Source organism: Mycolicibacterium wolinskyi, assembly GCF_002101965.1.
Lineage (GTDB): Bacteria > Actinomycetota > Actinomycetes > Mycobacteriales > Mycobacteriaceae > Mycobacterium > Mycobacterium wolinskyi.
In genome coordinates this window covers 478,172-485,906 of record NZ_LQQA01000010.1, presented here as the reverse complement: position 1 = coordinate 485,906, position 7,735 = coordinate 478,172, and the positions used below count along the sequence as shown (strand labels likewise).

Sequence of the window (7,735 nt, the reverse complement as noted above, 5' to 3'; positions counted from 1 at the left end):
CTGGCCCACAGCCACCCTCAGGTGTCAGCGATGTCCCGAGACATCCACCTGTCAGCGATGTCCCGGATCAGAACATGCCACATACTGACTGCAACCCTAGGCAGAGTGAACAATTAGCCGCAGGGGTGCTTCCCATGTTCCGGCCCAACGAATGTCGATGACCACCTGCCAGCGACATTGTCGCTGATATGCGGGCACCGAAAAATGCGTTAACCAAGTGTCATTCGAGCATAGTGTGGCAGGTGTTATCTCCGGCATGGGGTAGCTGCGAATGCTGTTACGCAAGAGGCGGTTTCCGCGACATTGTCGCTGATATGCGGGCAGGACGACACCTGACGGGCTGAGCGCCGGATCAGCCCAGGCCGATCCGGCGATAGCGCTCGAGCCGGGCCTGCAGCCGTTGTTCACCGGGCACCGCACGTAGCGCGTGCAGCTCGGTGGCGATGGCCGTCGAGAGCCTCGCCGTGAACGCGCGGGGCTCGTCGGCGGCGTCGGGAAGCTCGGGCACGACGACGTCGACGATGCCGTGCCGCAGCAGATCCATCGACCGGACTCCTTGCGCCGCAGCCAGTTCGGCCGCGTGCTCGGTGTCGCGGTACACGATGGCGCTGGCACCTTCGGGTGGCAGCGGGGCCAGCCAGCCGTTCGAGGCCGCCAGCACGCGGTCGGCCGGCACCATCGCGAGCGCGGGCCCGCCGCTGCCCTGACCCATCAGCACCGACACCGTCGGGGTGTCCAGCGTGACGAGTTCGGCAAGGCAGCGCGCGATCTCACCGGCCAGCCCGCCCTGCTCGGCCTCGGTCGACAACGCAGGCCCCGCCGTGTCGATCACGAGAACCAGCGGCAGCCGCAGCTCTGCGGCCAAGGCCATGCCGCGTCGCGCCTCCCGCAGCGCCTCTGGCCCCACGAGACCGCCGACGATGCGCCGCTGGCCGACCACGACGGCGGGCTGACCAAAGAACCGGGCCAGGGCGAGCAACGTCGTCGCCGCCTCACCCCGCTCGGTACCCGAAAGCAGTACCCGATCCGTCGCGCCGTGCCGCAGCAGGAACCCGACCCCCGGCCGGTCGGGCCGTCGGGACGCCTCGACCGACTCCCAGGCCGGCACGTCGGGCAGCGGCTCCGGCGGCGCCGCCTGCGGTGGTGGGCCCGGTGGATCGGCAACGACCCGCAGCGTGCGGTCCAGCGTGTCACGCAGCAGCGCGAGCGGTACCACGCCGTCGATGACGCCGTGGGCATGCAGGTTCTCGGCGGTCTGGACGCCGGCGGGGAACGGTTCGCCGTACAGGTGCTCGTACACGCGGGGCCCGAGGAAGCCGACGAGCGCGCCGGGCTCGGCCGCGGTGACATGGCCGAGCGAACCCCACGACGCGAACACCCCGCCGGTCGTGGGGTGGCGCAGGTAGACCAGGTAGGGGAGATGGGCCTGTTTGTGCAGCTCGACGGCGGCGGCGATCTTCACCATCTGCAGGAACGCGACCGTGCCCTCCTGCATGCGGGTGCCGCCCGAGCTCGGCGAGGCCAGCAGCGGCAGCCCCTCGGCGGTCGCCCGCTGTACCGCGGCGGTGATCCGCTCGGCCGCGGCCACGCCGATCGAGCCCGCCAGGAAGTCGAACTCACAGGCCACGACCGCGACACGGCGGCCGAACACCGTGCCCTCGCCGGTCAGCACCGATTCGTCGAGCCCGGTCTTCGACGACGCCTCGGCCAGTTCGCGCCGGTACTCGTCGCTGGTCGCGACGTCGAGCGGCGGCGCGTCCCAGCTGTGGAACGAGCCCTCGTCGAGCACTGCATCACGAAGGGCCAGGGCGCCGATCCGACTCACGGTCTGAGCGTATATAGGCTGGCCGCATGATTGGTGTCACCCGAGACGGCAACGTCCTGACCCTGGAGCTCCAACGCGCTGAGCGGCGCAACGCGCTGAACTGTGAACTCGTCGACAGTCTGCGGGAAGCGGTGGAGAACGCCGCCAACGAGGATGTCCGTGCGATCGTGCTGACCGGCCAGGGCCCGGTCTTCAGCTCCGGCGCCGACCTGACCGACGCCGCCGGGATGGCGGAGAAACTGCCCGACAAGGCGCTCGCGCTGAACCTGGCGATCGACAAGACGCCGGTCCCCGTCATCGGCGCGATCAATGGTCCGGCGATCGGCGCAGGCGTCATCCTCGCGATGATCTGCGATCTCCGGGTCGTCGCTCCGGACGCATACTTCCAGTTCCCCGTCGCGAAATACGGCCTTGCACTGGATAACTGGAGCATCCGCCGGTTGACCTCGCTGGTCGGCTACGGCCGCGCGCGGGGCATGCTGCTCGCCGCCGAGCGTCTCACGTCCGATGTCGCGCTGCAGACCGGGATGGCCAACCGCATCGGCACGCTCGCCGATGCGCAGAAGTGGGCTGCCGAGATCGCGGGGTTCGCGCCGCTGGCACTGCAGCACGCCAAGCGCGTGCTGAACGACGACGGCGCATACGAGGAACAGTGGCCGGCCCACAAGGAACTGTTCGACAAGGCGTGGGCCTCCAAGGACGTCATCGAGGCACAGGTGGCCCGCATCGAGAAGCGGCCGCCGAACTTCACCGGAGCCTGACGTGTTGCGCGCGGCGCTGCGATGGGGGGTCCGGTCGGCGTCCCTGCTGGCCGGAGGTTGGCTGTTGCGCGCGTTGAGCGGCACGTACGCGTCGGTGGGTGCGGGGCGGCGGGACATCCGCCCGGTGGCGGGGCGGTCGCCGCAGTACGACGGCGACGTGTTCGTCAACATCGAGCCTGCCTCGCCGGGCATCAGCATGAACCGCGAGGAGCGGCGGCTGCTGCTCACGGAGATGTTCGGCAGCAAGGGCGCGAGCTGGCCCACCGGGCCGATACCGCTGGCCGAACCCGCCGACGGTGAGGCAGAGGCGTGCGCGGTGTCGTGGTACGGCCACTCCACCGCGCTGATCGAGGTCGACGGCTACCGCGTGCTCACCGATCCGATCTGGAGCAGGCGCTGCTCGCCGTCACGGGTGGTGGGGCCGCAGCGGCTGCACGAACCGCCGCTGCCGCTGGAAGCGTTGCCCGCGGTGGATGCCGTGCTGATCAGCCACGACCACTACGACCACCTGGACATCGACACCATCATCGGGTTGGCCCGCACGCAGCGGTCGCCGTTCGTGGTGCCGCTGGGCATCGGTGCGCACTTGCGCAAGTGGGGCATACCGGAGCACCGGATCGTCGAACTCGATTGGAACGAAAGCCACCGCATCGGCGACCTGACGCTCGTGTGCACGCCGGCCCGCCACTTCTCCGGTCGGATGTTCCGTCGGAACTCCACGCTGTGGGCGTCGTGGGCGATCGTCGGGCCGACGCACCGCGCATTTTTCGGCGGCGATACCGGCTACACCAAGAGTTTTGCCGAGATCGGGTCGGACCATGGGCCTTTCGACCTGACGCTGCTGCCGGTCGGGGCGTATCACCCGGCCTGGCCGGACATCCACATGAATCCCGAAGAGGCGGTCCGCGCACACCTCGACATCACCGATTCCGGACTGCTGGTGCCCGTGCACTGGGCGACGTTCCGCCTGGCTCCGCACCCGTGGGCCGAACCGGTGCACCGGCTGCTCGCGGCTGCCGACCCGGCCGGCATCCAGGTCGCCGTTCCGAAGCCGGGTCAGCGGGTGGACCGGGACTCGCCGGTGGCTGACCCCTGGTGGCAGTTGTAGCGCCAATGCACGGCTCGGCGGCGCGTTTGCGGGCATACTCGCGTTCTGTGTCCACCTTCCGTACGTTGGCTCTCGCGGTGGCGATGGGTCTGGCACTGACGAGCTGCTCAGATGCCGCGCAACCGGCGTCATCGTTCGCCGACGAGCCGCCGCCTCTTGTGCCCGCGATGCCGTTGCCGGAGAACGCTGTCGACAACGCGGTCGCCCAACTTGACCGCATCGCCGAGGAACTCATGCGCGATTCGGGGATTCCCGGCATGGCTGTCGCCGTCGTTCATGGCGGAAAGACCGTATACGCGAAAGGTTTCGGCGTACGCAACGCCGACGACGGCGATGCCGAAGGCAACCGGGTCGATCCGGACACGGTGTTTCAGCTCGCCTCGCTGTCGAAGTCGTTGTCCGCCACCGTGGTCGCACATCAAGTGGGTGCGGGCGCGATCGGTTGGGACACCCCGATCGTGTCCGAGTTGCCGTGGTTCGCACTGTCGGACCCCGTCGTCACCCGCATGGTCACGGTGGGGGACATGTTCGCCCACCGCTCCGGGCTGCCCGACCACGCCGGTGACCGGCTGGAAGATCTCGGTTACGACCGCCGCCAGGTGCTGGACCGGCTCCGTCAACTACCGCTCGACCCGTTCCGGATCTCCTACGCCTACACCAACTTCGGGTTGACGGCGGCGGCCGAGGCGGTGGCAGCGGCTGCGGGCAAGAGTTGGGAGGACCTCTCGCACGACGTCCTGTACGGGCCGTTGGGCATGGAGTCGGCAAGCTCGCGGTTCGCCGACTACGAGGCCAATCCGGATCGCGCGGTCGACCACATCCGGATCGACGGTCGTTACGAACCCAAGTACGTGCGCGACCCCGACGCGCAGTCGCCGGCAGGCGGGGTGAGCTCATCGGTCAACGACGTGGCTCGTTGGCTCACCATGGTCCTGGCCGACGGTAGCTTCGAGGGCCGTCAAATCGTCGACGCGAAAGCACTTCTCCCCGCGGTGAGCCCGCAGATCGTGTCGAGCCCTCCCACCGATCCCGCGATGCGGTCGGGTTTCTACGGATACGGCTTCAACGTCGGGACGACGTCTGCCGCGCGTACCCAGATCAGCCATTCGGGCGGCTTCGACACCGGCGCCGCGACCAACTTCGTCGTCATCCCCTCGGCCGATGTGGCGATCGTCGCGTTGACCAACGCGAGCCCGACGGGTACTCCCGAAACGCTGACCGCCGAGTTCGCCGACCTCGTGCAGTTCGGCGAGGTCCGCCAGGACTGGCGCAAGCTCTATGCCGACGCGTTCGCACCGATGGACGCCCCGGAAGGCGAGCTGGTCGGTAAGCAACCGCCGGCCAAACCCGCTCCCGCCAAACCACTTTCGGATTATGTCGGCGTCTATCGCAACGACTATTGGGGGCCGGCCACGGTCACCGAGCGGGACGGCAAGCTGTCGTTGGCGCTGGGCCCGAAGTTGGTGGTACCGCTGCAGCACTGGGACGGCGACATCTTCACCTTCTCGTTCGTCACCGAAAACGCCCCGCCGGGGACGGTCTCCAAGGCGACGTTCGCCGGTGACAGACTGACGTTGGAGTATTACGACGAGGACCGGATGGGGACCTTTTTGCGATGACGACGATCACTGCCACCGGCCTCACCGACGCCGAGGTCGCCGAGCGCGTCGCCGACGGCAAGACGAACGATGTGCCGACTCGCGCTGCCCGCACGGTCTCGGAAATCGTGCGGGCCAACGTGTTCACGCGCATCAACGCGATCCTCGGGGTGCTGCTGATCATCGTGTTGTCCACCGGTTCGGTGATCAACGGTGCGTTCGGGTTGCTCATCATCGCCAACAGCGCGATCGGCATCATCCAGGAGATCCGGGCGAAGCAGACGCTCGACAAACTGGCGATCGTGGGCCAGGCGAAGCCGACGGTGCGCAGACAGTCGGGCACCCGTTCGGTGATGCCCAGCGAGGTCGTGCTCGACGACATCATCGAATTGGGGCCCGGCGATCAGATCGTCGTCGACGGTGAGGTCGTCGAGGAAACCAACCTCGAGGTCGACGAGTCCCTGCTCACCGGTGAGGCCGATCCGATAGCCAAAGACGCGGGCGATGCCGTCATGTCGGGCAGTTTCGTCGTCGCGGGAACCGGCGCCTACCGGGCGACCAAAGTCGGGCGGGAGGCCTACGCCGCCAAGCTCGCCGAAGAGGCTTCGAAGTTCACGTTGGTGAAATCCGAACTCCGTAACGGCATCAACAAGATTCTGCAGTTCATCACGTATCTGTTGGTCCCGGCCGGCCTTTTGACGATCTACACGCAGTTGTTCACCACCGATGCCGACTGGCGCGACGCGGTGCTGCGCATGGTCGGTGCGCTGGTGCCCATGGTTCCCGAAGGCCTGGTGCTGATGACGTCGATCGCGTTCGCGGTCGGCGTGATTCGGCTGGGCAGGCGTCAATGCCTGGTCAACGAGCTCCCTGCGATCGAGGGCCTGGCCCGCGTCGACGTGGTGTGCGCGGACAAGACCGGCACGCTGACCGAGAACGGTATGCGGGTCAGCGATCTCAAGCCCGTCACCGAAAGCGCGGTGGCCGAGGTGCTGGCGCAGCTGGCGGCCGATGACGCGCGCCCCAACGCCAGCATGGCCGCGATCGCCGAGGCCTACAAGATGCCGCCGGGCTGGACGGCGACCGCGACGGCCCCGTTCAAATCGGCCACCAAGTGGAGCGGCGCGTCCTATGGCGAGCACGGCAACTGGGTGATCGGCGCACCGGACGTCTTGTTGGACTCCACGTCTCCGGTGGCCGAGCAGGCCGAGGAGATCGGCGCCCAAGGCCTGCGGGTGCTGCTGGTGGGATCGTGCGACGTCGCGGTCGATGCGCCGGACGCGCCGGGCACCGTCACCCCCGTCGCGCTCGTGGTGTTGGAGCAGCGGATTCGTCCCGATGCCGGCGACACGCTGGATTATTTTGCGTCCCAGCATGTCTCGGTGAAGGTCATCTCCGGCGACAACGCTGTCTCGGTGGGTGCGGTGGCAGGCAAGCTCGGGCTGAACGGCGAGACCATGGACGCCAGGCAGCTGCCGCACGAGCCCGAGCAGCTCGCGGATACGCTCGAGGAGTACACGACGTTCGGCCGGGTGCGGCCGGATCAGAAGCGGGCCATGGTGCACGCGCTGCAGTCGCGTGGCCACACCGTCGCGATGACCGGTGACGGTGTCAACGACGTGCTCGCCCTCAAAGACGCCGACATCGGCGTCGCGATGGGGTCGGGCAGCTCCGCGTCCCGTGCGGTCGCGCAGATCGTGCTGCTGGACAACAAGTTCGCGACGCTGCCCTACGTGGTGGGCGAGGGACGCCGCGTGATCGGCAACATCGAGCGGGTATCCAATCTGTTCCTCACCAAGACGGTCTATTCGGTGCTGCTGGCGATCCTGGTGGGTATCGGCGGCCTGTCGGCGCGGTTCTTCGGCACCGATCCGCTGTTGTTCCCGTTCCAGCCGATTCACGTCACCATCGCGGCGTGGTTCACGATCGGCATCCCGGCGTTCATCCTGTCGCTCGCACCGAACAACGAGCGGGCCCACACCGGATTCGTGCGGCGGGTCATGACGGCGGCGCTGCCGTCGGGTCTGGTGGTCGGCACTGCCACGTTCGTCTCGTACCTGATCGCCTATCAAGGCCGGGCAGCGACGCCGGTGGAGGAAACCCAGGCATCGACGGCGGCGTTAATAACGTTGCTGGTGTCGTCGGTGTGGGTGTTGTCCGTGGTGGCCAGGCCGTATGAGTGGTGGCGGGTTGCCCTGGTCGCGGTTTCGGTCGTCGCGTACCTCCTGATCTTCGCGATGCCGTGGACTCAGCACCTGTTCCTGCTGGACCCGTCCAATCTGGCGCTCACCGCGACCGCACTCGGCATCGGCCTCATCGGGGCGGTGCTCATCGAGGTGCTGTGGTGGGTTCAGGGCGCTGTACTGGGCGAACGGCGGCGCTTGTGGAGATAGCTGGCAACGGGAAGAATAGCGGCCGTTCCCAGAGTTATCGAAACGATAGG

General features: G+C 67.7%; 5 protein-coding genes. 4 read left to right on the top strand and 1 reads right to left on the bottom strand.

What is annotated here, in order from left to right:
* Positions 1 to 352: 352 nt before the first annotated feature.
* A complete protein-coding gene (locus AWC31_RS11120; protein WP_085144286.1) occupies positions 353 to 1,825 on the bottom strand; it encodes an acetyl-coenzyme A carboxylase carboxyl transferase subunits beta/alpha in 1,473 nt (490 codons plus the stop codon).
* A 26-nt stretch (positions 1,826 to 1,851) separates the two neighbouring features.
* On the opposite strand from AWC31_RS11120, the gene AWC31_RS11115 reads away from it, so the two are divergent.
* The 4 genes from AWC31_RS11115 to AWC31_RS11100 all read left to right on the top strand — a co-directional run bounded on the left by AWC31_RS11115 (position 1,852) and on the right by AWC31_RS11100 (position 7,685).
* Complete coding sequence (locus tag AWC31_RS11115) at positions 1,852 to 2,586, top strand: enoyl-CoA hydratase (protein WP_067846072.1); 735 nt, start codon at positions 1,852 to 1,854, stop codon at positions 2,584 to 2,586.
* A 1-nt stretch (position 2,587) separates the two neighbouring features.
* Entirely contained in the window at positions 2,588 to 3,694 is a 1,107-nt protein-coding gene (locus AWC31_RS11110; protein WP_085144285.1) for an MBL fold metallo-hydrolase, read from the top strand.
* A gap of 83 nt (positions 3,695 to 3,777) precedes the next feature.
* Positions 3,778 to 5,313: a serine hydrolase gene (locus AWC31_RS11105; protein WP_165765942.1), complete on the top strand. Its 1,536-nt coding sequence runs from the start codon at positions 3,778 to 3,780 to the stop codon at positions 5,311 to 5,313.
* Entirely contained in the window at positions 5,310 to 7,685 is a 2,376-nt protein-coding gene (locus AWC31_RS11100) for a cation-translocating P-type ATPase (RefSeq protein ID WP_085144283.1), read from the top strand. Before AWC31_RS11105 ends, AWC31_RS11100 begins: the two co-directional genes overlap by 4 nt.
* Positions 7,686 to 7,735: the final 50 nt, after the last annotated feature.

What these genes read in the sequence shown, in the direction of transcription:
- AWC31_RS11105 (WP_165765942.1), top strand. Translation starts at nt 3,778, where the DNA reads ATGGGTCTGGCACTGACGAGCTGCTCAGATGCCGCGCAACCGGCGTCA.
- AWC31_RS11115 (WP_067846072.1), top strand. Translation starts at nt 1,852, where the DNA reads ATGATTGGTGTCACCCGAGACGGCAACGTCCTGACCCTGGAGCTCCAA.
- AWC31_RS11100 (WP_085144283.1), top strand. Translation starts at nt 5,310, where the DNA reads ATGACGACGATCACTGCCACCGGCCTCACCGACGCCGAGGTCGCCGAG.